This window comes from Gallaecimonas mangrovi (genome assembly GCF_003367375.1).
In the GTDB taxonomy this organism is placed as follows: Bacteria; Pseudomonadota; Gammaproteobacteria; order Enterobacterales; family Gallaecimonadaceae; genus Gallaecimonas; species Gallaecimonas mangrovi.
The window spans coordinates 3,769,402-3,792,285 of the sequence record NZ_CP031416.1 but is presented as its reverse complement, the minus strand read 5'-3'; the positions used below and the strand labels follow the sequence as shown (position 1 = coordinate 3,792,285).

The window sequence follows — 22,884 nt, the reverse complement described above, 5'->3', positions numbered from 1 at the left end:
CACGGCAACAGCAGGGTAAGAGCCCTAAGCAAGGATATGATGCAAAAAGCACTTCTGAGTATTCTGCATTCGGTACTGATTGGCGGCCATCCGTTAGATAAAGCCCTGGCCCGTACCGAACTGTCTGGCCGTTATAAATCTGAAGCCGTGCAAGCGGCGCAGCATTTGGTGCGCTATGCGCGCCGTTATGCGGTGCTTGCGGGCCGCCCCTGGCCGGTAGCCGAGCACGACTTACCAGCAATGCTCGCCGCCTGGGCGGCATTAACCTCGCCGCAGCTGCCGCTAAAACTCAAGCCGTTCAAGCTGGATAACGCCTTACTAAGCCAGGTGCAGGCGGATGCCGCCGTTTGGGAAAGCTACCCCGACTGGCTTTATCAGTTGCTGAGTGAACGCCTAGGTGATGCCTGGCCCGCCTTAGCGGTGGCCCTTAACCAGCCGCCCGCGCAATACTTGCGGGTAAATACCCTGCATGGTGATGCCCGCCATTTAAAGAAACGCCTCAGCCAAGAGCAGGTAGCCACTGAGGTGGTGGCCGATAGCTGCCTTAAACTCAAACGTTTTGCCAATGTGTTTCGTACCCAGGCCTTTAAAGACGGTCTTTTTGAGCAGCAAGATTGGGGCTCGCAGCAAATTGCCGCCCTGGTTGGTGCCGAGCCGGGGATGACGGTGATTGATGCTTGCTCCGGCGCTGGCGGTAAAACCCTGGCCCTGGCGGCGCAAATGCAAAACAAAGGGCGTTTGCTGGCAATGGATATTTTTGAAGGCAAGTTACAAGCGCAGCGTAAAAGGGCGCGCCGCGCCGGGGTGCATAACCTTGAAACCCGCGTTATTGAAGGTGCTGCCACCATCAAGCGTTTAAAAGGTAAAGCCGACCGCTTGCTGTTGGATGTGCCGTGCTCTGGCCTGGGGGTGCTGCGCCGTAATCCTGATGCGAAATGGAGCATTGCCCCGGAGCATATCGACAAACTGATAGGAATTCAGCGCGATATCCTCGACAGCTACCCAAGAATGCTCAAACCCGGCGGCAAGCTGGTGTACGGCACCTGCTCGCTGTTACCGCAAGAAAACCAACTGCAAATTGCTGATTTTATTGAGCGTTCCCAAGGGCAATTTGTGCTGGAAAGTGAGTGCACCTTAAGCCCCGTCACCACCGACACCGACGGCTTTTACATGGCGCTGTTACGCCGTCAATAAAAGTTGACGAAGTTCACAAAAAACCTGTCGAAAAAGCCAGCAACCGTTACTGACTTTGTCATGTGGCGCTGGTAGATTGCGCGCCGTCGGCAGGGAGCCGACCAATTAGCCCTTTTCTCACTTTTTTAAGGTGTGCGTGATGCGTTCGCCGTCTTTGCGACTGTTTTTGTTGCTTATGGTTGCCCTGGCCGCTGTTGGCCAGATGTCTCAAACCTTATTTGTACCGGGCCAGGGTGGTATCGCCCAAAGCTTTGGTATTAGCCCGGGCCTGACCCAAGGCATTATGGCGGCCTATCTGGCCATGTATGGCCTGTCGCAGTTTTTCTACGGGCCTTTATCCGACAGTTTGGGCCGTCGGCCCATTATTCTGGCCGGCCTGGTGCTGTTTTTAGCCGGCAGCTTGCTGGCCTGGCATGCCGCCAGTTTTGCAAGCCTGCTGGCGGGCGCCCTTATTCAGGGGTTGGGGGCCGGTGTGGCCGGGGTGATGGTGCGCACCGTACCGCGCGACTGTTACCAAGGTGCGGCGCTGACCCGCGTTAATAGCTTGCTGAGCATGGCGCTTATTTTGTCGCCAATGCTGGCTCCTGTGCTGGGCGGCGTTTTGGTGTCCAGTTTTGACTGGCGCGCCTGTTACCTCTTTTTGCTGGGGCTCGGGGCTGTGGTGCTACTGCTGCAAGCGCTGGCCTTTAAAGAAACGCGGCCGGAAGATCTAGAGCCGAAAGCGCCGGTTTGGGTGCGTTACCGCAGCACCTGGCGTAATGCGCATTTTCGCCACCACTTATGGCCGCTGTTGGCGGTGTTTAGCGGGGTGGTGGTGTTTGAGGCTGTGGCCGGGGTGCTACTGGGTGAACGGCTGGGACTGCCCGCTTGGCTGGTAAGCTGGCTTTATATTGTGCCACTGCCGCCCTACATTTTGGGCTCCTTTATGGCCGCGAGTCTCGCGCACCGCTGGCGCCACAAAAAACTGCTGCAGTTAGGCACCAGCTTGTTGCTAACCGCGGCCCTTTCGCAGTTATTGCTGGCGTGGTTGTTGCCGTTATCGGCCTGGACGCTGCTGGCACCGGTATCGCTTTATTTTATGGCGGCCGGGATCTTGGGGCCGGTGGCTACCAGTGGCGCCCTTGCTGATTTCAGCAAAGGCGCTGGTACGGCCGGGGCGCTGCTTGGCGGTTTACAAAACCTGGCAGCGGGTATGGCGGCGGCGCTGTCGAGCTTTATTCCGCAACATGATGCCTTGCCGCTCGGCGCCTTGTTAACACTGTTTGCTGTGTTGGCCTGGTGGCAGGCGCGCCGAGTTGGTGAAGTTAGCCAGTCTTTGGCGAAAACGGCTACCCCGGTTATTGAGACCCCGCCGCAAGCCCACTAAAAATGCGGCCCCTGTGGTTGGCACAGGGGTTGCTAAAGTCATTGCAGGAAAAACAAAACCAAGGATTTACTGCAATGAAACCCAAACATTTAGTGGTAGCCACCGCTGTTTTACTGTTGAGCACCGTGTCTGGTGGTGCCTATGCATCCTGGTGGGGTGATAACGACATCAAGGGTAATGGCCACGTTATCGAGCATAGCCAAGCGCTTAATAAGATTGATGAAATCAAGGTGGCGTTGCCCGCCGATGTGCATGTTGTCAAAGGCGACGGCAAGCTAACCATCAGCGCCGAAGATAACTTGCAGTCTTACATCAAGGTCGAGATTGACGACGGCACCTTAAAGCTTGGCAGCAAAGATGGCTACGACCTTGAACCGACCAAGCCGATAAAAATCACCATCAGTACCGAGCAGCTTGCTGAAGTGGCGGTGGCCGGCTCCGGTGACGTAACGGTTGATAGTTTTAGCGGTGACAAGGATTTGAAGTTAAAACTGGCCGGTTCCGGCTCGTTAACGGTAGCTAGCGCCAGCTACCCCAAAGTCAGCGTTGATGTGGCTGGCAGTAATGACGTGACCATCAACGGTGGCAGCGCCGAGCAATTAGACATCAGCATTGCCGGTAGTGGCGACGTTGACACCCATAAACTGGTCGCCCAGCACGCCAAGGTGTCGGTGGCGGGTTCAGGTGATATCTCGGTGCGCGCCAGTGACAGTTTGAAAATCAGCATCGCCGGTTCCGGTGATGTGGATTACTACGGTAACCCTAGCCTCAAGCAAAGCATTATGGGCTCCGGCGACATTAACCATAAGGGCGATTAATGCTTAGCAGGCCGCGCTGCGGAGGTGTGGTCTGCGGTAATTTTCCAGCTCCCATCCAACTTGGCCAGCACCAGGGTAAAGTAACCTTGTGGCTGGTCCTTTTCGCGGTTTAGCTGCCAGTGACCAAACACCACGGCATGGTCGCCAAATAGCTGCACGTCCTTAATATCAAACAGCAACTTTCCCATGGCTGCTTTGTTTTTATAGTGAGCTTGGTAGTGGTTCATGGCTTGCTGCCAGCCATAGCTGACTTGCCCGCCCGAGGTAAAACGCAGCTTGGGGCTATGCCAGTAACCCTGCATGAAGCCGGGAATGTTGCCTTGGTTCCAGGCGTTTTGTTGCTGGTGCAGCACCGAGAGGATCTGTTGTTTATCGCTGTTGGCACTGGCAAAAGCACTGCTACTGAGCAATACCATTAATAAAAAAACGAACTTTTTCATACAGATCCCTCATTGTTGTTGGTGTGGCTCGCTCGCTAAGATGCCAGCTAGCAAATAAGAAGACCACTGCCTTGCGATACAAGGTGCCATGTCACAGACAAAGGCAGCGAATAGAAAGAACAGTTGCCTATCGGCATTGATATGGGCAATTTGGAGATTAGCTGGCGTTGATAAGCCACTGACCCACTGAGGGTATTTCCAACAATGATAAGAGCGCTGGCGCCTATGGCGTGAAAGCGTTGCTTTTGGCTGCTTACAGGGTTTGTAGATATGAAGCGATGGTTTTGGTTGTTGCTGTTCCCGATTTTGGCTCAGGCATCGGCCGTTGATGACCTGCACCAAGCCATGGCTCACCGCAGTGACCCCCATTATCGTAGCCAGCTAAAAGCGCTTATCGGCCCGGCAGTAGCCGAGGCAGAAGCGAGCCATAACCCCTTGGTACTTGGGGATGTGCTTTATATCAAAGCAAACGTTGAAAGCCGTATCGACCGCGATTATCAGCAGTCATTACAAACCCTCGAACAAGCCGCCAAGGCGGTTGCCAAGCAAAGCGGCGACCAGGCACTGGCAGTGCAAATGAAAATTTGGATTGAGCAAGGTTCGCTCAACCAGTACCTCAGCCACTTTGACCAAGCCGAATCTTATTTTCGTTTTGCCCTTGATAAAGCCCGTCAGCAGCATGCGGCAAAGGCCGAGGCCATGGCGCTGTATCGCATTGGTTACCTTAAGTACCGCCAAAACGATATCGTGCAGGCATTGTCGTATTTAGATGAAGCCAGCCTTAGGCTGTTGCACCAAGACGACCCGGCTTTGCGGCTGGATATTTTGGCCACCAAGGGCCGCATTTTCCGCCTTAATCACGCTTACGACAAAGCCCTAGACTACCTGCAGCGCGCGCTGGTCCTTGCCCAGCAGCAGGGTAACAACAAAAAAGTCCCTGACCTGTTGGTGGGAATAGCTGTTACCTATCAAGAGATGGGCGACAGCAATAGCGCCTTACTTGAATCGATGCATGCCTTAGATCTTTACCATCAGCAGAACCGGCAGTTGTCTGAAGGCAAGGCGCTGATCAATATCGCCAGCATCTATTTAAAAGACCCGGATCATCGCGACAAGGCCCGCGAATTTTTAGATAGAGCCGTTACGCTGTATCAGCAAAACAAGGTGGATTTTTACCTGGGTACGGCGCTTTCCATGCGGGCAGAGCTGCTGAGCAACAAGCAGCAAGCCATTAGCGACCTTAACCAGGCCCTGGTGCTGTTATCAAAACGCAATTCGGTGTCTGACTGGCAGGAAAAAGAAAAAGCCAATAAACGCCTAGCCAATCTTTATGAAGCCTTGGGTAAAAAAGGCATGGCCATTGCGGCCTTGCGCCAAGCCATGGCGCTGCAGGAAAAACTGGCCAATGATGATATTAAAGATGGTCGCCAGGCCATGGAAAGGCTCACCGAGCAGCTCAATCAAAGTGAGCGCTTACGCCAGAGTGAAAGTGGCCGAATAGAGGCCCAGCAGGCGCTGCGTACCTGGCAGCTGAGTGGTTCGGTAACGGCGGTAGTATTGCTGCTAGCACTGCTGATGTTGCTGTGGCTTTATCGCCACAAACAACAGCAAGACCGGCTGCTGGCCGAGCAAGCCCAGCAACTCACCACTAACCCTGGTTCCCTGCTGCCAAACCAGCTTGGCCTGGTTAGGGAATTACCTGCACTACTTGAAGCGATACAACTGCGCCATAACCAGAGCCGGGAATCGGGCCTTGAGAAGCCAGAACCGCTGGTGCTGCTGAGTTTCAGCCCGGCCTTTATCAACCAGTTACCGCTGCTGGCCGGCATTGATGAAAGCCAGCAGTTGCTGCGCCGCTACATTGGCCTGTTGGATGGTTTGAGTGACAAGCTGATGCTAAAAGGCCAGGTCAGCGACGAACACCTGTTACTGGTTTTACAAGACGAAGCGACCACCTTGCCCGAGCTTTATCAGCGGCTGGCTGAAATTACCGCACGCTTTGTTAGCAGCGAAGGGCTGGAAGATGTGCGGGTAGCGGTGGGCTTTAATTTGGCGCCAACTATCCAGCAACGGGCCTCGGCTTTGGCCATCTCAGCGCAGCTGGAATTGGCGCGTTTTACCCTGGCGCAGGCGCAAATACTGGCCAATGAAACTCGCCAAAGTTCTTGGGTGTCGATTCAAGCCTTAGAATTAGCGCCGCCATCGCTGCTGGACGCCGAACAAGTGCATCCGCAGCTGCTGCACGCGCTAGACCGGGGTCTGTTGCAGTTAAGAAGTGGTCACTAGGCGGCGCCGTTTGGTGGCTATTTATGCTGATTTAACCAGCAGATAGCTGGTTTTTGGCGCCAGATCACTACTGGTCAGCTATCACCGCGCCGCATCTATGGTTAACATGTCCCCGCGTTTGCAACAGTCGGCCTTGGGTGGGGGAAGGAATATTCAACCTGCATCTTGGCCGCTACTGAACGAATTCCGGCGCAAAAAGAGCAGCATAAGTTGCCTAATCGTCATAAAAACGCGTTACTTATTAAAATTATTCATTACTTTTATTGCGAGTCATGTGACGCTGTTTTTCAGCTTCCGTTGATATGGATGACAAAGAAAACACCGCCTTTGGTGGTATCTTATGGCGTCCTGTCATCTTGGTTCGCCCTGTTTTAATGCATCGATCTTGGGCAAAAAATGGATCTGGCCTTCGCTAGACCCATCGTTGATGGGGCTTGCGGCGACTGTTTTTACTGTCAGTCAGAACTGCTCTAACTTAATCAGGATGTAGTCCATGAATGCATGGTATTTGATTTGCTTTCTGTCGGCTCTGGCCGTCTTCCTTGCTTTTAGCAACCAATATATTCTCAAACTGCAAAGCACTATTGCCATCACTACCGGTTCGGTGGTGCTGTCTTTGTTGTTGATTTTGTCCGGAAAGTTCGCCGGGGCTGATACTGCTTTAGCGCTGGAACACATCGTATCCGGGCTGAACTTCAACCAGCTGCTGCTAAAAGGCATGCTCGGCTTCCTGCTTTTTGCCGGGGCACTGGAAATTGACTTGCACGCCATGCGCAAGCAGCGCTGGGAAATCACCATTTTGGTGTTGTTCTCGACACTGGCATCGACCTTTATCGTGGGCTACCTCAGCTACTGGCTGCTGGGTCTGGTGGGCTGGCAAGTACCGTTCATTTACTGCCTGCTGTTTGGCGCCCTCATTAGCCCCACCGACCCCATTGCGGTGCTGGCCATCATCAAACAAATGCGTGCCCCTGAAGGTATTTCTATTCAGGTGGAAGGCGAGTCGCTGTTTAACGACGGTGTTGGCCTGGTGGTCTTTACCACCATTTTCGCCGTGGCGTTCTCTGGCGGTTCCCCAACCTTTGGTGGTGTTGCCCATCTGTTTTTAGAAGATGCGGTAGGCGGCGTACTGTTTGGCTTTGTACTGGCGCTGATTGGCCATGTGCTGCTTATCTTGTCTAAAGACGCCAACATCCGCTTGCTGGTAACCATGACCATTCCGTCTGCCGGTTTTGCCCTGGCCAACATCATGGATATCTCCGGCGCGTTGGCGATGGTGGTCGCCGGTATCTTTATCGGTAACGTCACCCGTGACCGCCTGCCGGTTAAAGACCCTGAAGATGCCCACGAAAACCTCTACGTGCAGCATTTCTGGCACGCCACCGACAGCTTCTTGAACGCCTTATTGTTCCTGATCATTGGCTTGCTGCTGGTTACCATGCCTATTTCCATGGAAGAAATTGGCCTTGGCTTGATGATGATCCCGCTGGTGCTGCTGGCACGTTTTATCAGTGTCATTCTGCCGTTCTCAGTGTTCCGCCGCTTTCGCAGCTACGACGTAAACTCGGTAAAAATTCTTACTTGGGGTGGTTTGCGTGGTGGCCTGGCGCTGGCCATGGCAGCCTCTATTCCCAGTGGCAAGGTGATGGTGCATAACGTCGACTTACACAGCTTATTGGTGCTGATGACCTACATGGTGGTGATTTTCTCCATCATCGTGCAGGGCCTGACTATCTCGCCGTTAATTCGCCAAAGCATTGCGGCGGCCAAGGCCCGGGGTGAAAAACTCGGCGACGGCGAATAAGCCGCTATTGCTCAATAAAAACCGGCCTTAATGGCCGGTTTTTTTGTGGCATTTAAGGCCTGTAATCACTCGACAGCTGCTTACAAGTTAGTAACAATATCGAAATGAGAATTGTTGCTAATTACTGAGTGGCTATGCGCAAAACCCTGTTCCGTTTGCACTCCTGGCTGGCGCTTTTTGCCTTGTTGCCGCTGATTTTAATGTCGGTTAGCGGCAGCATTTTGGTGTTCAAAAATGAGCTTGATGGCCTGTTGCGCCCAGCCGAGGTAACGCTAACCGCCGGCGCTTCGGCAACGCGGCTGCCGCTAGAATCGTTGGCCGCCGACATCAACCGGCAGTGGCCGAGCTATGAGCTGGGGGCCTGGGAATTGTTTGACGACAAACACAGTGCCGACCGGGTTTATCTTATTCGCCGCCACAGCAGTGACTGGTTCAAGCTCTACCTCGACCCCTATCAGGGCCGGCTGCTCAGTGGCCCGCTGCCGGTTAATCACCACTTCACCGACTGGCTTAGCGAATTTCACTACCAATTCTTACTGGCTGAAACCGGCATGGTACTGGGCGCGGTCTATGGCGCTATTTTGCTGTTTTTGGGCCTTTCCGGGCTGGTGCTTTATCGCCAGTTTTACACGCGTCTTTTCACCTTGCGCTGGGGCAAAGACTTGCGCCTAGCGCTGTCGGACACCCACAAATTGGTGGGTACCCTGGCGTCTCCGGTGTTGCTGGTGCTGGCCTTTACCGGGCTTTGGTGGAATATCGAGTACGCCGCGCACGAGTTTGAACATACGGACCTGCCGGTGAGCCAGCGGCTCTACAACGACCAATTGCCGTTAGAGCAGCTTCGCCAGCAGGCCGAAAAGCGTGTTAGCGGCTTTAAAGCCACCTATTTGCTGCTGCCTTATGAACAAGGCATGGCCATCAGTTTTTACGGGGCGGTACCGTCGGCGAACCCGCTGCTATCAGACTACGCCAGCGGCGTGAGTTTTGACGCCCAGAGCGGCGCCTTTCAAAGCCAGTGGGATATTCGTCAAATGGGCCTTGGTGGGCAAATTCTCGATAGCTACCGCTTGCTGCATTTTGGCAGTTTCGGCGGCTTGCTGTCGAAACTGCTTTGGAGCCTGGTTGGGCTAATGCCGCTGCTGCTGGCTGCCACCGGCAGTTACCTTTGGTGGCACCGACGTAGCAAAAAACGACTTTCACAACGTCGCCGTATGGCTTTGGCAGCCGATCGCGGCTAAAGATGTAAGCTGACACGGCACTGGGAGAGAGCCATGCGGGTGGCGGTAATAGGCGGTGGCATTAACGGACTCTGTGCGGCCTGGGAACTGGCCGAACGCGGCCATCAGGTGACGCTGTTTGAAAAGGCACAATTAATGGCGGCCACCAGCAGCGCCTCGAGTAAGTTACTGCACGGTGGCTTGCGTTATTTAGAACAAGGCCAGTTTCACCTAGTTTATCAAGCGCTTGCCGAGCGGCGCTGGTGGCTGGATAACGCCCCGCAGCTCACAAGGCGCTTGCCGTTACTTTATCCCATCTATCGCCAAGGCCAACGCAGCCGTTGGCGCATCAAAGCCGGTCTCACCCTTTATGACGCCATGGCCTTGGGCAAGGGCTTGGGCCGCCACCGCTGGCTGAGCCACCAAGCGGTGCTGGCCATTGAACCGACGCTGGAGCGCCGGGGCTTGCTGGGCGCTTACTGCTTTTTTGACGGCCAAATGCTTGATGACAACAAGCTCGGGCTTTGGGTGGCAGAACAGTGCCGGGAAAGCGGGGTAAAAATTTTTGAAAACCGGCCAGCGCTGGCGCTGGATGGGCAAGGGCTGGTGGTACTGGATTCCGGCATGCAGCAGTTTGACACCGTGGTGAATGTGGCCGGGCCCTGGAGCCAGCAGTTGTTGCTGGATTCAAGCATGCAACCGGGCCGGCCATTAAGCCTGGTGCGGGGCAGCCATTTGCTGCTACCCGGTGAGCGCCAACATGGCTTAATGCTGGAGGTGCCCGGTGAGGAACGGGTGGTATTTGTATTGCCCCATGGCCAGCACAGTTTGCTTGGCACCACCGAAGTGCTGCAAAGCATAGAGCAACCGGTGCAGTGTAGTGATGAAGAGCGCCGCTACTTACTGGCGGTGTATAACCACCACTTTTTAAAAGGGATGACTGAGAAGGATATTGTGGGGGAATTTTCCGGGGTTAGGCCACTTTTGGCGGCCGCACAAAGTACCAGCCGCTTGAGCCGTGAATTTGCCCTTGATTGGCAAGGCCGGGTGTTAACGGTAAGCGGTGGTAAATGGACCACAGCCCGGGCGTTGGCCCGGACTGTGGCCGATGCGGTTAGCGCCGATTAAATAAGGCCTTCGGCTTTGAGGGCTTTTTGTACCGCTGGACGCTCAGCAACGCGCGCCAAGAAGGCGCCAAGGTTCGGCCAAGGGGACAGGTCGATATTTAAAAAGCGGGTCCAGTTCAGAATCGTAAAGAGGTAGGCATCGGCAATGGTAAATTGCTTGCCGGTTAGATAATCCTGCTCACCGATCTGCTCGCTTACCCAGGCAAAGCGCTTATTGAGCATGGCGCCTACCGCCGTCTTCCATTCTTCAGGTGCGTTGGGGTTGAAAAAAACGCCAAGGGATTTGTGCAGTTCGGTGGCAATAAAGGCCATCAGGCTCAGCACTTGATAACGGGTTTCTCCCTTTTCTGGCAGCAGGCCCGCTTGGGGTTTTTGGTCAGCCAGATACTGGGCAATCGCAATGCCTTCGGTCAGCAAATGGCCGTTATCCAGCAGTAGCGCCGGAATGTAGCCCTTGCTGTTAATAGCCAAGTAGTCACTACCGGTCTCGGTTTTTTTGGTTTTGGTATCTACCGCTTCGGTGGTGTAAGGCAGTTCCAGCTCTTCAAGAATAATATGGGGAGAAAGGGAACAGGCACCGGCCTTGTAATAAAGCTTCATGGGGATCCTAGCGTCACAATGGGTTTGCTTTGAGTGTAAATATTGCTTTCTTAAAAACAAGTACTTACCTTTTGGTAAGTTTTGAGAGGGGCAGGAACAGCGATGAGCCAAAGCAGTGAAGCGGGAGTCTGGACAGGTAATGTGCTGAACAGCCATTGCCCAGCCAGAAGCCTGCTGGAAGTGTTGGGGGATAAATGGGCTTTGCTAGTGCTTTACACCCTGGCCAAGCAAGGGCCGGCGCGCACCGGTGAGCTACGGCGCCGGGTCGGTGGGATCTCTGAAAAGATGCTGATCCAGAACCTTAGAAAAATGGAACGCTTTGGTTTGGTCAGACGCATCGCTTACCCCGAAGTGCCGCCGCGGGTTGAGTATCAGCTTACCGAGCTGGGGGTTTCCCTTGGTGAGCCGATCAGTGCTCTTAATCGCTGGGTTGAACACAACATCAGCACCATTCATTCGGCGATGTCGGCGTCACAGTAAGCGCTGGCAGTTATTGCCGCTTGCCGGCTGCTGTGCCACCTTGTTGTTTTATTAAACAAGGATTTAACACATGGCCGTGCTGCGAATAACGTTATTGTGGTTGTTTTGCCTGCCGTTGTGGGCAGCCAGTTTCGGCCCTGCCGATTTTGCCAAGCGTGATTGGCTGGCAATAGTGGCCGCCTATGAGCCGGAAATGGCCGCCATTGATAAAGCGCTTGCCAGCAGCCCCGATGCCAGCATTAGTGCAACCCAAACCTTTCGCGGTGTGCGCTACCAGCTTGCCCATTACAAAGGCAAAAAATTGCTGATTTTTGCCAGTGGGGTATCGGTCACCAATGCCGCCATGACCATGCAAATGGCGCTTGATTACTTCCCGGTTGGCCAAGTAGTGATGATGGGCATTGCCGGTGGCGTAAACCCAAAATTTCACCCTGGCGACATCGCCGTGCCGGCGCGCTGGTACTATCACGACGAAGCGGTTTATGCCAATCCTGACCCGGCCCACAAAGGCCAATATCTGTTGCCCGATTACTACCAGGCCGAGCTGAAAAAGTGGCAACAGTTGGCGAAATCCGACCCTAACCGGCCGCATTACCAGCCGTTTGGTTTTATCTTCCCCAACGAAGTGAAAGTGATTAAAGACGGCTGGCAGCAGCGCCAGCCTATGCCTTATTTCAGTGCCGACAGCCAGCTATTGGCGGCGGTAAAAGCCGCGGCCAGCGCCGTTACCATCAAGATGCCGTCGGGCCGCAAAGTGCAGGTGTCGGTGGGCGGCAATGGCGTTACCGGCTCGGTGTTTTTAGATAACAGCCGCTACCGGCAATGGTTGCGCCGGGTTTATCGGGCTGACGTTACCGAAATGGAGTCGGCGGCGCTGGCCCAGGTGTGTTTTGTGAATAACGTGCCCTGGGTGGTGATCCGCTCGGTAAGTGACTTGGCAGGTGGCCAGCAAGGCAAAAATACCGAAAATGTGTTTGATGCCATCGCCTCTGGCACCGCCGCCGAGCTGTTATTGGCGATGTTGGATAAGCTGTCTTGAGTAGCAAAAAGCCCCGCCAATGGCGGGGCTTTTTGCATTCTCGTCGCGGTTAGTAGTACTTCCAGGAGAATGTCAGGCCAATGGTTCTTGGCCGCACCACGGTGCCAAGCATTGAGCTTGGGGTGGCGTAGGGAGCGTTGACAATGCCGTATTGGTCAAACAGGTTATTGATGTAGAAGTTAACCTCGTAAGGGCCTTTCACCACGCTGGCTTTGAGGTTGTAGAGGTTGTAATCGCCCCTTTGTACTTCCGAATTCCAGGTTACCGGCGCCTTAGACAGATACTGGTGGGTCAGAATAAGCCGTGGGCTCCAAGGCAGGTTCATGTACCAGGTCAGGCTGTTATTGACCGTCCAGTGCGATGCTCCTGGCATGGCGGTGCCGTCGGCAATGGTGCCAGAAGACGTTTCCAGGTCTTGGGTTAGGCGGGCATCAAGGTAGGTAAAGTTGGTGTTCCAGGTCAGGTTGTCATTGATGTTCCACTGAATGGCGCTTTCCACCCCTTTGTTACGGGCGCCACCGGCATTCATAACGTAGGCAAAGCCGTCATCACGGAATAGCCGTACTTGAATGTTGTCCCAATCCACTAAATAGGCGGTGGCATTAAAGACCACTTTGCCGTCAAAAAGCTCAGAGCGCATCCCCAGCTCATAGTTTTTGTCGGTATCGGCGTCGAAGGTTAGCGGCGTATTATCATCGCCTGTGGGCGGCACCGGGTTAGCGCCACCTACCCGATAGCCTTCGGAATACAGCCCGTAGAACATCCAATTGGCATTGAGCTTGTAGCGCAGGCTGACTTTGGGGGTAAAGCCGGTGTCGTCGGCGTCCTGGCTGTAGTTAAAGCCATCGCCACCCAAAAGGTCGGCGGCCTGCTGCAATTGGCTGTGGGTGGTGGTACGGAAATAGCGGCCGCCCAACGTGAGGGTCCACTGGGGGGTAAAGTCGTAGTTGGCTTCACCAAATACGGCCTTTTCGGTGTATTTCTGGTGGGTGCGGTAATCGTAAATAATGTCGCCACTTGCCAGCGCCGCGCCCTGGTCTGCACCGTAGGTGTCGGGGTTGTTGTTTATGTAGTCTTCCGAGCCCGGTACATAGTCTTGGTCAACCGAGCTTTTCTTGGTGCTGTTGTACATGGTGCCCGCTATCCAGCGCAGTCGCTGGTTGTCGGGCGAGGTCAGGCGCGCTTCGATGTTATACATCTTCGAGTCGGCATAGCTGTGGTCAGCCACGTAGTCGCCGCCTAGGTAACCGCTGCTGTAATAGCTGCTGTAGTCAAACTGCGAGTGGCTTTCCTTTTTGGCGTAGGCGCCCAGTACCGTCAGGGTGGCAAAGTCCAGGTCTTGGTCTAGGCGCAGGCTGTGCACCGTAAACTCAGGCTTCATCGGTTCGGGAATTTGTGTGGTCCGGGTGTAGGTGCCAATGTTGGCATAGGTTTGGTCTTCGGCATCAATGGTTTGGTGCATCGACAGCCAGCTTAGCTTGGTACTGTCGGTGGGTTTCCACACCAGCGACAAGCGCCCGCCGTTGGTTTTGGTTTGATCGGCATCCTTTTGGCCGGTGCCGGTGTTATCGAGAAAACCGGCTTTTTTATGGGTGCTGACCACCGCCCTTGCCGCAAAGGTACTGGTGATGGGCAGGTTTACCATGCCTTTGAGGTTATAGCCGGTGTCGTCTGAATGGGCGGTGTTATCTACCCCGGCTTGCACGGCGGCATCAAAGCCGTCGGTACTGGCTTCATTGACCACATAGTTAATCAGGCCGCCAAGGGATGAAGAACCGAACAGGGTGCCTTGCGGGCCGCGCAGCACTTCCACCCGTTTAAGGTCAAAGGTGTCGATGTCGGGGATCACCACCGGCCAGCCCGGTTCACTCAAGGGAATTTCGTTGAGGTAGTAACCGGTGGTGGTTTGGTTTTGCTCGTGATAAGTGGTGGATGACATGCCGCGCAGCACCACCTCTGACACCCCAGGCTGGTAGTCGTTAAACGACACCCCCGGCATTTGCGTCACGTAGTCTGACAAGCTTTGCGCTGCCAGGGACTCCAGTTTGCTTTGGCCCATGGCCGATACCGAGCCTGCCACGTCGTGAATGCTTTCTTTACGTTTGGACGCGGTAACGGTCAGGGTTTCAATGTCTTTATCTTTGGTTTTATCGCTTTGAGTGGTGCTGTTGGCGTTACTGGCTGCGGTTTGCTCGGCAGCCAGAGCGTTAAAGGAAGTGCCTAAAGCAGCCATAATACACAGGGCCAGCCAGGACTTGGCGTTGGGGGTCGAAGTACGCATCTGTTTAAGCCTCGTGACGCTTTTGTTTCAGTCGTTGAGGTTGATGCTGTCGGAAATCTGTGCAGTAAACCTGCCGCGAAGGGCCAATGTTGTTGGTAACTGGGCCAGCGACTGTGGCCTTGGCCGCAGAATTTAAAAGGCTTGTTATGAGTGGCCCAAAATTGGCGAACACTGGCCCAGCTCGGGCGGCAAATTGGCCTGTGTAGCGCAGGATATAACGCTATAAATAGACCGACTGTGAGACACCATGTCCCTTTCCCATGTAACGAGCCCCGCTCCCCTTGACCCAGAGATAGCTGACTTTCGCGACCAGTTGGCCGCCCGCTACCAAGCCTTTGGTGACTTAAGCCCCTTGTCTTTCGATGAAGCCAGAGCGGTGATTGAACAGGTGCGAGCCCCTTTTCGGGAAGGGGGCCCGGCCATGCACAGCTGCCAGGAATTTTGTTTAAAAGACGGGGTAACCCTGCGTCTTTACCGGCCCAGCAACCAGCCCCAGCTGCCGGTGCTTATCTATCTGCACGGCGGCGGCTGGACCTATTTCAGTATTGATACCCACGACCGGTTGATGCGCGAATACGCCGCCCAGGCCGGGGTAGCGGTGTTGGGGGTGAATTACCGGTTGGCGCCGGAACACCCAAGCCCGGCTGCCCTCGACGACTGCCTGGACGCCATTGCCTGGCTTAAAGCGCAAAGCCAAACCTTGGGCCTTGATAGCCAGCGCCTTGCCCTAGGCGGCGATTCGGCCGGGGGCTATTTATCCCTGGCCAGTGCCTTGGCGCTAAAAGCGCAGGGTAGTGCCATGGTCAAGGCGCTGCTGCTCAATTACCCGGCGCTGGACCCGCGCTGCCAGCACGCGTCTTTTACGCTTTATGATGGCCCTGACTATGTACTGGCCCGCGATGAAATGCTCACTTTTTGGCAGCACTACTTGGGCGATGCCGCCCGCGACGACCCCAAAACCAACCTGGCTTTGGCCAATGTTAGCGGCTTGCCACCATCGCTGGTGGTGGTGGCCGAGTGTGATGTGCTGGCGGACGAGGGCTTGCAGCTGGCGGCGCGGATGCAACAGGCCGGAGTAACCAGTGAAGCCAAAACCTTTATGGGTGCTACCCACAGCTTTATTGAAGCCATGGCCAGCGCCAAGGTTGCCCGTCAGGCGATTGCGGCCGGGGCAGACTGGCTACGCCGCTACTTATAAATCAGCTCAGTGCCGTTGCAAACTTGCTGGGCGGCACCCCAAACACCTTGTGAAAGGCGGCGCTAAAAGCGCTGGAGCTGTTGTAGCCCACGTCCATGGCAACGGTGGTTATAGGGGCACCGTTTGAAAGCCGCGACAGCGCTTCGTTAAGGCGGGCTTGCTGGCGCCAGGCGGTAAAGCTCAGCTGTGTTTGCTGGCGGAACAAGCGGGTGAAGGAACGGCGGCTCATGCAGGCCACATCGGCCCAGTCGCTTAGGTCTTGCTCCTGGGTGGGGTCATTCAAAAACTGCTGGCAGACTTTAAGTAACCGGGTGTCTTGCGGCATTGGTAGCAGCAAGGGTTCGTGGCTCATGAGCGCTATCTCGTCAACGATCAGCTGCATGATGCGCCCTTCGCGGTTACTTTCGTCGTACTCGGCAGGCAGCAACATCGCTTGCACAATAAGTGAACGTAACAGCTCACTGACGCCAACGACCATACAGCTGTCAGGCAACCCCGGGTGGCTGCCCTGCTCGATAAACAGACAATGTAGCGACAAGCTGCTGCGCACATGGGCAGCGTGGTAAATACCGGCCGGGATCCACAGGCCGCGGTGCGGCGGCACCACAAAGCTGCTGGTGTCGGTAGTCACCACCATCACGCCGTTGGTGGCATACAGGAACTCGCCGCGGTCATGACGGTGGCGGCCATCATAATGGTTGGCCGGGTAGTCGTCCTTGAGGGTCACCACAGAGCGCTTGGCACTTTCTAGCAGTACTGAACTGGGCATTCTGACTCTGGACTGTTCCACAATAGCGCTCCTTCGATGTTGGCTGTAACGGTTTGTGGCAAACACCCCCCCGGTGCCACAGTTTAAGCTAAGGCTTTGATTCTTTTCGTTGCTGCATAAAAGATGCCATTGCCTGCTGGCCTGGCTCTCCGCTTTTGAGCGCTTGCTCTACGGCCGTAGCGTCGGCGGCGTTATCCCCTTGACCGACCCGAATTTGTGCATCCATTGCACCAATTTGGACCGCGACACCGATGATGTGTTTAACCAGGCGGTCGGCGTAGTCACTGACTTGGCTGAGGTGCCAGGGGCTGTCAGGCCCCTCCATTTGTTCGGTAAGGTCGTTAAGAATGGCCATTAGCGGCTCGGCGTCGGTAATAAGCTTGGCTGTGCCGGTAACGTGCACGGCGCCGTAATACCAGGTGGGTACCCGAGGCGTAGTGCCATACCAGCTGGGCGAAACGTAACTATTGGGCCCCCAAAATGTCACCAGCACCTCGGGTTCGTTTACAAGGCGCTGCCACAGCGGATTGGCCTTATCCATGTGGGTATAAAGGGTGCCGAAAGGCCCCTGTTCGCGGTTTAAGGTAAACGGCAGCGGGCTGGCCAGCCAGCCTGGACTAGCGGTAACCAGGGTGCCCATGCGCACCCTTTCAATCAGTTGTTGTTGCTCAGCTAGCGATGCCGCGCGGTAAGGCTCAGGTACGTACATAATTCCTCAGAGATATTTGCCAAACCAATCGAGCATGCGGTGCATGATGTCACGTTGGTGAAGTCCGTTGCTTATCCAGTGTGGAGCGCCTTTATATTCGACCATTTCAGCGGTTTTGCCTTGCAGTTTTAAGCCGCGATAAAAGGCCAGACCCTGGGTAACCGGCACCCGGGTGTCTTGTTGGCCTTGCATCACCAACACCGGCGTATGCACGTTTTTCAGGTAGCTAATGGGTGAGCGCTGTTGCAGCAGCTTGAGGTTATCAGCGGCGGTGCCGAAGTAGCCCAGGGTAAAGTCCGGGGTGTCGGTGGTGTTGACGAAACTCACCAAATCAACCGGCGGCGCGCCGACCACCGCTGCCTTGAACCTGTCGGTATGGCCTACCGCCCAAGCCGACATGTAGCCGCCGTAGCTCCAGCCGCCAATGCCCAGATGTTTGGGGTCGGCAATGCCGTCTTTTTCCAGCATATCGACGCCGTCAAGAATGTCTTGGTAGTCGCCGCCGCCCCAGTCGTTGATCACCGCCCGGGAAAAGGCCACCCCTTGGCTCACTGACCCCCGTGGATTGGGCAGCAATACCGCATAGCCGCGCGAGGCCAGCATTACCCCCCATTCGTGCCAGGAGCTTTGCCAGCCATAGCTCCAGCGCCATTCCGGGCCGCCGTGCAGTTCCACCACGGTTTTTAGCGGTTTATCACCCTTGTAACCGGGTGGTGTCAGTAGCACGCCATAGATGGGCGTATCGTCGATGCTCGACTGCCAGTGCACCTCTTTTACTTGCGCTTTTGGCCAGGCGTCCACTTGTGGGTTGGTATTGGTGAGCTGGGTCAGGGTGTTGTTTTGCATCAGCCACACCTCGTTGGGGTGGTCAGTGCGGTCGCCGCTAAAGGCCATTTTTTTGCCATCGCGGCTCAAGGTTAATGTGGCTTCAAAGGCGCTGATGCGGCGCTTTTTATCAACGGTATTGGTTTTTGTGTCGACCCAGAGAATTTCGTGGTGGGCGCCGAAAAAGCCCATCATCATCATGTGGCGGCTGTCGGGCATCCAGGCCAAGGACGGAATGGCGCCGTGGTAGTGAGGCAGCAAACGCGCACTTTTACCGGTAGCGGGCCAATACTGGTGGCAGGTTTCGGCAATACCGCCGGTGTTGAGCCGGCAATAGGCAATGGCGTGGCCGTCGGGGGCCCAGCTAAAGTCATTTATGGCGCTATGCTCAAAGGCCTTGCCAAGCTTGCCTGACGCCAAATCAAGCACGTGCAGGCTGGAGTGGTAAAAGTAATTGTTGATAGACGAGGTTTCGGCCAAGCGCACCACCAGCCGCTGGCTTTTTGGCCCCCAGCGCACGCCACTGATGCTCATGCCGCCCAGGCTTTGGCGGTGCAGCTTGCCGGATTTAAGGTTGAGTAAATACAGGTGGATGGGGGCAAAGTGCTTATCCACTTCGATATAGGGCTTGTCGTTATTGGCCGGTTCCTGGCCCAGTACCGCTACCTGCCTGCCGTCTGGCGACCAGGCATATTGGTAAACGCCGCCGGTTAAGTGGGTAAGCTGCTGGCTGCTGCCATCAAGGCGGCGCATAAAAAGCTGCGGCTTTTGGTTGTTGCCTGCCGCCAGGTAGCCAAAGGCGTGGCCATCGTTGGTCCACTGCGGCTCCGTTGCCTCGCCTTTTAGCACTTGCCGCGCTTTGGCCCCTTTACGGGTGGCCACTTGCCAAAGCTCGGTGGTGCGTATGCCTTTTTCATCGGGAGTCGAGAGCATGGAAAACAGCACCGAGGTGCCATCAGGCGCAATTTGTGGGTCAAACACATAGGTTTGTGACAGCACTTGCTCTGGGGTGATGGGGGCGGCACTTAAGCCCCAAGATGCCGCCAGCAGGGCCAGGCCGGTTTGCCAAAACTTGCTTGATAACGCCACGGAATACTCCTGATAAAAGACTGACCATTCAAGCTAAGTGAGGCCCGGTTTGTGAACCTGTGCTTTTGGGCCAATCGCCTCTTTTGCCGGGCCAAGTGCGATGAATCGCTACCCGTATCACAGAAGTTACCCTGTAATTGGCCAAGGATTTGCGGCTTTGGTGGCAGTCCTTGATCAAAGTCATTGCCTTAAGGTGGCAAAACGGTTGTTGTATAAAAAGAGTACGATTGGGTGCTCGAATAACGACAAGGAGGCAGCATGTCAGCCATTACATCGATCCCCTTTACCCTCATCGATGGGAAGGGCGCTACCCTTGACGATTTTGCCGGTAAGGTATTGCTGGTGGTCAATGTCGCTTCACAGTGCGGGCTGACACCGCAGTATGAAGCGTTGCAAAAGCTCTACGCTCGTTACCGCGATAAAGGCTTTGAAATTATTGGCTTTCCCGCCAATAACTTTCTCGGCCAGGAACCTGGCACGGAGCAGGAGATCATGGAGTTCTGCCATGGCAATTACGGGGTAACCTTTCCCATGGCCGCCAAGGTATCGGTAGCCGGTGAAGACATCCACCCGCTGTTTGCCGCCATGATAGAAGCGCAGCCTCAAGCCACCGGCAATGTTGACAGCCAGCTGAAATCCAAGCTCTCGCAAATGGGGCTATTGCCAAAAGATGCCCGGCAAATCACCTGGAATTTCGAGAAGTTTCTGATTGACCATCACGGCAATGTGGTGGGGCGTTTTCGCCCGGACATTACCCCAGACGACCCGCGCATTACTGCCACCCTCGATTCCTTACTGGGGATCTAACGGCGCGGCAAAGAAAGTTGCGTAAGCCGCTGGCTTAAAGGACTATGGGCCATGGCCATTTAACACGTACCCAGAATGGAATTTGACCTGCAATATTGGCACTGGCTGGTCTTCGGCATGATTTTGCTGATGGTCGAGATTTTTCTTACCAGCTTTACGGTGTTTTGGTTTGGCCTTGGTGCTTTGGTTGTGTCAGCGGTGCTGGCCTTTTTCCCCGCGCTTTCTCACCCCTGGCAAGTGGGCCTTTGGGCCATCTCCTCGGTGCTTTTCACCCTGTTGTGGTTCCGCTATTTCAAACCGATGATGCGCGATAAAAGTAAAGCCGGTAATGCCAGCGAAGCCATTAAGGGCGAGTCGGGGTTGGTGATTGCCGTGCCGGTGGGCGACAAACGCGGCGTGGCCCGCTTTACTACGCCGCTAATGGGCGACGACGAATGGCCCTTTATCTGCCAAAGTGACGTCGCTATCGGCGACCGAATTTTTGTTTTAGAAATGTCAGGGAACACCCTGATTGTGGAAAAACGCTAAACGCCAGGCTGGCATAGCGCTAACAAAAGGAAGAGAAGATGATATTCAATGGCATGATTGTATCGGTAGTGTTCTTGCTGCTGGTACTGGTGACCATTTTTATGGGGGTTAATATCGTTCCCCAGGGCACCAAATACGTCATTCAGCGCTTGGGTAAATACAGCAGGACGCTGGGCCCGGGCTTACATTTTGTGATCCCCTATATCGATATGGTGGCTTACAAAATCACTACCAAAGATATCGTGCTTGATATCCCCTCCCAGGAAGTGATCACCCGCGACAACGCCGTGATCATTGCCAATGCCGTGGCTTACATCAATATCGTGTCGCCAGAAAAGGCCGTCTACGGCATTGAAAACTATGGTGTTGCCATCCAAACCCTGGTGCAAACCTCGCTGCGCTCCATTATTGGCGAGATGGACCTTGACGACGCCTTGTCCAGCCGCGACGCCATTAAGGCCAAACTCAAGGGCAGCATTTCTGATGATATTGCTGACTGGGGTATTACTTTAAAAACAGTGGAAATTCAGGATATTAACCCCTCGCTTACCATGCAAAAAGCCATGGAAGAGCAGGCCGCCGCCGAGCGGAGCCGCCGCGCTACCGTAACCCGCGCTGACGGTGAAAAAGCCGCCGCCATTTTGGAAGCGGAAGGGCGCCTGGAAGCCTCGCGCCGCGACGCCGAGGCACAAGTGGTGCTGGCAACGGCCAGCCAAACTGCCATCGAAAAGGTGTCGCAAGCGGTGCAGGGCCAAGAGTTGCCGGTCATGTACCTGCTAGGCGAGCGTTATGTGGAAGCGATAAAAGATATGTCGACTTCCGCCAACAGCAAACTGGTGGTGTTGCCGGGGGATATTCCGGCGGCAGTGCGCTCGCTAATGGGCAGCATGATGAAATAAGCCAAACCGGCAAAAAGCCCCGCAATAGCGGGGCTTTTTTAAAGCTTTGCTTCGGTCTTTAGCCAACTTGGCCTGGGCACTTTACTGGCCATGGCGTACAGCACCAATACCGCAATAGAGACCAGCGCCAGCCACAAATACAGGATGCGGCCCGAATAGTGTTCCAGCATCCAGCCGCCAATTAACGGCGATAACGACCAGCCAATAGCATAAAGATTCCCGGCCCCGAAATAAGCGCCTTTAAGCCCGGGCGGCGCCATGTCATCAATCTGCACGCTAATGTTAGGAAACAAAATCACTTCGCCCACACTCAGCACAAAAGTGGCGCCAAGCCAGCCCAAATGCCAGCTCATCGGATTAAAGGCGTACCAGAGCTGGGCGACGGTAATGAGTACCACCCCCAATTGCATCTGGGTGCTGATGGCCCAGCGGCCAAGCAAGTGCCGCAGCGGGAACTGCAAACAAATAATGGTCAGGGTGTTGACCAAAATCAGCTGCGAAATCAGCTTTACTAGCGCTGGCACATGGGCGCGAGTCAGGTACTGGATCAGCGACGAATCAATATGGGCGTACACAAACATCAGTAAGATATTGGCCAGCACCAACAGCAAAAAGCCATGGTCTTGGCCGAGCAGCATCAGGGTGCGGCGAAAGCCTTGGTTGCCCAAGGTATTGTCTGCCAGCCGATAGCCCCTTTTCATCGCCCACAGCAGCATGGCCAGCAGCAGCAGGTAGGTGGCGGCGGTAATAAAAAAAGTGGATTGTTTAGCGGTCAGTCCTACCCACACTCCCACCAAGGGGCCAGCCGCACCCGCCATATTGGCCACAAAGTAGCGCAATTGCAGTGCCAGTTCGCGACGGGGTTTTTCCGGCAGTTGGTCAATCATCAGCGCCTGGGTGGCAGGGCCGAAAATAGAACGGCCAATGGAGACCAGCAAAATGCCCAGCACGTAGCCATGCACGCTGTCGGCCATGGCCATCACCACAAAGGCCAAGGCGCAGCAAAGACCTGAGGCCAGCATAATGTGCTTGCGGCCAAAGCGGTCGGAAAGGGCACTGACATAAAAACCCAGCAAGCTGCCTGCCAGGGCGGCCACCGACAGGATCACGCCAATTTGATATGGCCCCAGCGCAAATCTCTGGTACAGCAAAATGGATAAAAACGGCCACACCATAAAGAAGGTGCCCTGCACCAGCAAAGCGCCAAGCAAGGTGACCCAAACCAGCAGTGGTAACGAGGTTAAACGGTTGACCAAGTTAGGGTTCCTTGTTTGATGGCGGGTCGTTCATAAAAGCAGAATTTGCGTCGTTATGAAATGGCTAATGGCGTTTGATTAGCCGCAGGGCGAGATTTTCCTCAAGTGCTTGTTCTAAGCACCTTGCTGCTATATTGTTATCGCGATAACCA

At 55.0% G+C, this 22,884-nt stretch carries 20 protein-coding genes; 13 read left to right on the top strand and 7 right to left on the bottom strand.

Going from position 1 to position 22,884, the window contains the following annotated elements:
* Positions 1-39 precede the first annotated feature (39 nt).
* The 3 genes from DW350_RS18050 (at position 40) to DW350_RS18040 (ending at position 3,378) form a co-directional block, all read left to right on the top strand.
* Positions 40-1,194, top strand: a complete 1,155-nt coding sequence (locus DW350_RS18050) for an RsmB/NOP family class I SAM-dependent RNA methyltransferase (protein ID WP_192954738.1) — start codon at positions 40-42, stop codon at positions 1,192-1,194.
* Positions 1,195-1,333: 139 nt separating this feature from the next.
* Positions 1,334-2,560, top strand: a complete 1,227-nt coding sequence (locus DW350_RS18045; protein ID WP_226911357.1) for an MFS transporter — start codon at positions 1,334-1,336, stop codon at positions 2,558-2,560.
* 74 nt (positions 2,561-2,634) lie between these two features.
* On the top strand, positions 2,635-3,378 hold the full coding sequence (locus tag DW350_RS18040; RefSeq protein ID WP_192954737.1) for a head GIN domain-containing protein: 744 nt from the start codon (positions 2,635-2,637) through the stop codon (positions 3,376-3,378).
* Here the strand turns inward: DW350_RS18040 and DW350_RS18035 are convergent.
* Positions 3,375-3,818 (bottom strand): YybH family protein, encoded by a 444-nt coding sequence (locus tag DW350_RS18035; RefSeq protein ID WP_115720267.1) that lies wholly within the window; start codon positions 3,816-3,818, stop codon positions 3,375-3,377. The genes DW350_RS18040 and DW350_RS18035 overlap by 4 nt on opposite strands.
* Before the next feature lie 270 nt (positions 3,819-4,088).
* On the opposite strand from DW350_RS18035, the gene DW350_RS18030 reads away from it, so the two are divergent.
* From DW350_RS18030 to DW350_RS18015, 4 genes are all read left to right on the top strand, one after another.
* Positions 4,089-6,104 (top strand): hypothetical protein, encoded by a 2,016-nt coding sequence (locus DW350_RS18030; RefSeq protein WP_115720266.1) that lies wholly within the window; start codon positions 4,089-4,091, stop codon positions 6,102-6,104.
* A 493-nt stretch (positions 6,105-6,597) separates the two neighbouring features.
* A complete protein-coding gene (locus DW350_RS18025; RefSeq protein WP_115720265.1) occupies positions 6,598-7,908 on the top strand; it encodes a cation:proton antiporter in 1,311 nt (436 codons plus the stop codon).
* A 134-nt stretch (positions 7,909-8,042) separates the two neighbouring features.
* The gene (locus DW350_RS18020; RefSeq protein ID WP_115720264.1) at positions 8,043-9,146 is read left to right on the top strand and encodes a PepSY-associated TM helix domain-containing protein; all 1,104 of its coding nucleotides are present in this window, start codon (positions 8,043-8,045) and stop codon (positions 9,144-9,146) included.
* 33 nt (positions 9,147-9,179) lie between these two features.
* On the top strand, positions 9,180-10,253 hold the full coding sequence (locus DW350_RS18015; protein ID WP_115720263.1) for a glycerol-3-phosphate dehydrogenase/oxidase: 1,074 nt from the start codon (positions 9,180-9,182) through the stop codon (positions 10,251-10,253).
* Here DW350_RS18015 and gstA read toward each other — a convergent pair.
* On the bottom strand, positions 10,250-10,852 hold the full coding sequence (gstA, locus tag DW350_RS18010) for a glutathione transferase GstA (RefSeq protein WP_115720262.1): 603 nt from the start codon (positions 10,850-10,852) through the stop codon (positions 10,250-10,252). The genes DW350_RS18015 and gstA overlap by 4 nt on opposite strands.
* Before the next feature lie 102 nt (positions 10,853-10,954).
* Here gstA and DW350_RS18005 point away from each other — a divergent pair, with 102 nt between their 5' ends.
* A complete protein-coding gene (locus DW350_RS18005; RefSeq protein ID WP_115720261.1) occupies positions 10,955-11,332 on the top strand; it encodes a winged helix-turn-helix transcriptional regulator in 378 nt (125 codons plus the stop codon).
* Positions 11,333-11,402: 70 nt separating this feature from the next.
* Positions 11,403-12,371, top strand: coding sequence for a 5'-methylthioadenosine/S-adenosylhomocysteine nucleosidase family protein (locus DW350_RS18000; protein WP_115720260.1), 969 nt, complete (start codon positions 11,403-11,405; stop codon positions 12,369-12,371).
* A 49-nt stretch (positions 12,372-12,420) separates the two neighbouring features.
* On the opposite strand, the gene DW350_RS17995 is transcribed toward DW350_RS18000, so the two are convergent.
* Complete coding sequence (locus tag DW350_RS17995) at positions 12,421-14,652, bottom strand: TonB-dependent receptor (RefSeq protein WP_115720259.1); 2,232 nt, start codon at positions 14,650-14,652, stop codon at positions 12,421-12,423.
* 247 nt (positions 14,653-14,899) lie between these two features.
* On the opposite strand from DW350_RS17995, the gene DW350_RS17990 reads away from it, so the two are divergent.
* On the top strand, positions 14,900-15,850 hold the full coding sequence (locus DW350_RS17990; protein ID WP_115720258.1) for an alpha/beta hydrolase: 951 nt from the start codon (positions 14,900-14,902) through the stop codon (positions 15,848-15,850).
* A 1-nt stretch (position 15,851) separates the two neighbouring features.
* Here DW350_RS17990 and DW350_RS17985 read toward each other — a convergent pair whose 3' ends face one another.
* The 3 genes from DW350_RS17985 to DW350_RS17975 all read right to left on the bottom strand — a co-directional run bounded on the left by DW350_RS17985 (position 15,852) and on the right by DW350_RS17975 (position 19,242).
* A complete protein-coding gene (locus tag DW350_RS17985) occupies positions 15,852-16,640 on the bottom strand; it encodes an AraC family transcriptional regulator (protein WP_226911356.1) in 789 nt (262 codons plus the stop codon).
* A gap of 67 nt (positions 16,641-16,707) precedes the next feature.
* On the bottom strand, positions 16,708-17,328 hold the full coding sequence (locus DW350_RS17980; RefSeq protein ID WP_115720256.1) for an FMN-binding negative transcriptional regulator: 621 nt from the start codon (positions 17,326-17,328) through the stop codon (positions 16,708-16,710).
* A 6-nt stretch (positions 17,329-17,334) separates the two neighbouring features.
* Positions 17,335-19,242 carry a S9 family peptidase gene (locus DW350_RS17975; RefSeq protein ID WP_115720255.1) on the bottom strand — a complete coding sequence of 636 codons (1,908 nt, stop codon included), beginning with the start codon at positions 19,240-19,242 and terminating at the stop codon, positions 17,335-17,337.
* Positions 19,243-19,500: 258 nt separating this feature from the next.
* On the opposite strand from DW350_RS17975, the gene DW350_RS17970 reads away from it, so the two are divergent.
* The 3 genes from DW350_RS17970 (at position 19,501) to DW350_RS17960 (ending at position 21,476) form a co-directional block, all read left to right on the top strand.
* Positions 19,501-20,049, top strand: a complete 549-nt coding sequence (locus tag DW350_RS17970; protein ID WP_115720254.1) for a glutathione peroxidase — start codon at positions 19,501-19,503, stop codon at positions 20,047-20,049.
* Between the two features lie 75 nt (positions 20,050-20,124).
* Positions 20,125-20,577 carry an NfeD family protein gene (locus DW350_RS17965; protein ID WP_115720253.1) on the top strand — a complete coding sequence of 151 codons (453 nt, stop codon included), beginning with the start codon at positions 20,125-20,127 and terminating at the stop codon, positions 20,575-20,577.
* A gap of 38 nt (positions 20,578-20,615) precedes the next feature.
* Positions 20,616-21,476, top strand: coding sequence for an SPFH domain-containing protein (locus DW350_RS17960; protein ID WP_192954736.1), 861 nt, complete (start codon positions 20,616-20,618; stop codon positions 21,474-21,476).
* Positions 21,477-21,514: 38 nt separating this feature from the next.
* On the opposite strand, the gene DW350_RS17955 is transcribed toward DW350_RS17960, so the two are convergent.
* Complete coding sequence (locus DW350_RS17955; protein WP_115720252.1) at positions 21,515-22,732, bottom strand: MFS transporter; 1,218 nt, start codon at positions 22,730-22,732, stop codon at positions 21,515-21,517.
* Positions 22,733-22,884 lie beyond the last annotated feature (152 nt).

What these genes read in the sequence shown, in the direction of transcription:
- DW350_RS18030 (WP_115720266.1), top strand. Translation starts at nt 4,089, where the DNA reads ATGAAGCGATGGTTTTGGTTGTTGCTGTTCCCGATTTTGGCTCAGGCA.
- DW350_RS18040 (WP_192954737.1), top strand. Translation starts at nt 2,635, where the DNA reads ATGAAACCCAAACATTTAGTGGTAGCCACCGCTGTTTTACTGTTGAGC.
- DW350_RS18005 (WP_115720261.1), top strand. Translation starts at nt 10,955, where the DNA reads ATGAGCCAAAGCAGTGAAGCGGGAGTCTGGACAGGTAATGTGCTGAAC.
- DW350_RS17970 (WP_115720254.1), top strand. Translation starts at nt 19,501, where the DNA reads ATGTCAGCCATTACATCGATCCCCTTTACCCTCATCGATGGGAAGGGC.
- DW350_RS18025 (WP_115720265.1), top strand. Translation starts at nt 6,598, where the DNA reads ATGAATGCATGGTATTTGATTTGCTTTCTGTCGGCTCTGGCCGTCTTC.
- DW350_RS17990 (WP_115720258.1), top strand. Translation starts at nt 14,900, where the DNA reads ATGTCCCTTTCCCATGTAACGAGCCCCGCTCCCCTTGACCCAGAGATA.
- DW350_RS17980 (WP_115720256.1), bottom strand. Translation starts at nt 17,328, where the DNA reads ATGTACGTACCTGAGCCTTACCGCGCGGCATCGCTAGCTGAGCAACAA.
- DW350_RS18050 (WP_192954738.1), top strand. Translation starts at nt 40, where the DNA reads ATGCAAAAAGCACTTCTGAGTATTCTGCATTCGGTACTGATTGGCGGC.
- DW350_RS18000 (WP_115720260.1), top strand. Translation starts at nt 11,403, where the DNA reads ATGGCCGTGCTGCGAATAACGTTATTGTGGTTGTTTTGCCTGCCGTTG.
- DW350_RS18045 (WP_226911357.1), top strand. Translation starts at nt 1,334, where the DNA reads ATGCGTTCGCCGTCTTTGCGACTGTTTTTGTTGCTTATGGTTGCCCTG.
- DW350_RS17960 (WP_192954736.1), top strand. Translation starts at nt 20,616, where the DNA reads ATGATATTCAATGGCATGATTGTATCGGTAGTGTTCTTGCTGCTGGTA.
- DW350_RS17995 (WP_115720259.1), bottom strand. Translation starts at nt 14,652, where the DNA reads ATGCGTACTTCGACCCCCAACGCCAAGTCCTGGCTGGCCCTGTGTATT.
- DW350_RS17965 (WP_115720253.1), top strand. Translation starts at nt 20,125, where the DNA reads ATGGAATTTGACCTGCAATATTGGCACTGGCTGGTCTTCGGCATGATT.
- DW350_RS18015 (WP_115720263.1), top strand. Translation starts at nt 9,180, where the DNA reads ATGCGGGTGGCGGTAATAGGCGGTGGCATTAACGGACTCTGTGCGGCC.
- DW350_RS18035 (WP_115720267.1), bottom strand. Translation starts at nt 3,818, where the DNA reads ATGAAAAAGTTCGTTTTTTTATTAATGGTATTGCTCAGTAGCAGTGCT.
- DW350_RS18020 (WP_115720264.1), top strand. Translation starts at nt 8,043, where the DNA reads ATGCGCAAAACCCTGTTCCGTTTGCACTCCTGGCTGGCGCTTTTTGCC.
- gstA (WP_115720262.1), bottom strand. Translation starts at nt 10,852, where the DNA reads ATGAAGCTTTATTACAAGGCCGGTGCCTGTTCCCTTTCTCCCCATATT.